This window comes from Nocardia sp. bgisy118 (assembly GCF_057708605.1).
Genome location: NZ_JBYISM010000080.1, coordinates 1 through 1,047 on the forward strand (window position 1 = coordinate 1; position 1,047 = coordinate 1,047).

Consider the following 1,047-nt stretch of genomic DNA (forward strand, 5'->3'; position numbering starts at 1 on the left):
CTCCGGGTCGGCCGCCGATGCCCTGGCCGAGCTCGCGGTGACCAGCCAGAGCCACGGCTTTTTCCTGCTGCTGCACCTCGCGTTGGTGGTGATGCTGCTCGTGCTGCTCATCAGCTACGTCATCCGTGTCTCGATCACGATCGTGCTGATCGTGGCGGCACCGCTGGCGTTGATGTGTCATGCACTGCCCGGCATCGACGGCGTGGCGCGGTGGTGGTGGCGTTCGTTCGCCGCCTGCCTGGCGATCCAGGTCGCGCAGTCACTGATCTTGGTGACCGTGCTGCGGGTTTTGCTCGCCCCGGGCGGATGGCATCTCTTCGGCCCGGACGCCAACGAGATCGCCGACCTCACCGTCGCTTTGGCGTTGATGTACGTGTTGATCAAGACCCCGATGTGGCTGCTGTCGGTCCTCAAGATCGGCCAAGGCCGCAGCTTCGCCGGGTCGATCGCGCGGGGCTTCCTCGCCTACAAAACCCTCGGCCTGCTCAAAGGAGCCACGTCGAGCAGCGCCCGAACCGCCGCCACGGCCGCACCTGCCCGGCGCGCCCCACGACCCGCCCGCGCCCCGCGAGCACCACGCACCGCCACCGCCGCGGCGAGCTCGGGGTCTGCTGACCCGTTCGCTCGGGTGCGCTCGACGCGAGACGGGCAGCTGATGCTGCCCTTGGATGGTGTGCGGCGAGTCGCGCGGCAACCCAGCTCGACACCGGCCGACTCGACCGGCACCCCGCCGCCCCGCCCTACCCGCACGCCGAGGGGACGGCAACTCGCGTTCGACTTCGCCCCGCCGGACCCGTACCGGGGCATCCGGGCCGGGGTCGGGGGCCAGTACCCGCTCCCGGTCCCGGTGCGCCGGGTCCGGCCCACACCCCCGGCACCGGCCCCGCCACCGGAACGCCCCGGCCCCCGGCGGCGGCCCGAACAGCTCGCCTTCGATTTCACCGAACCCACCCCGGCCGATCCCTACGCGCGCCTTCGGCCGACCCGTAGCGGCCAGTACCCGCTGCCGTTCCCGGTCGCCCGGGTCAAACCTGTTCCGCCGCCGCC

The 1,047-nt window shown here is 72.0% G+C and carries 1 protein-coding gene; it reads left to right on the forward strand.

What is annotated here, in order from left to right; all coding sequences use genetic code 11:
- Nucleotides 1-1,047: TrbL/VirB6 family protein (locus AC3EO7_RS37795; RefSeq protein WP_488186325.1), on the forward strand; the 1,047-nt coding region annotated here is incomplete at both ends.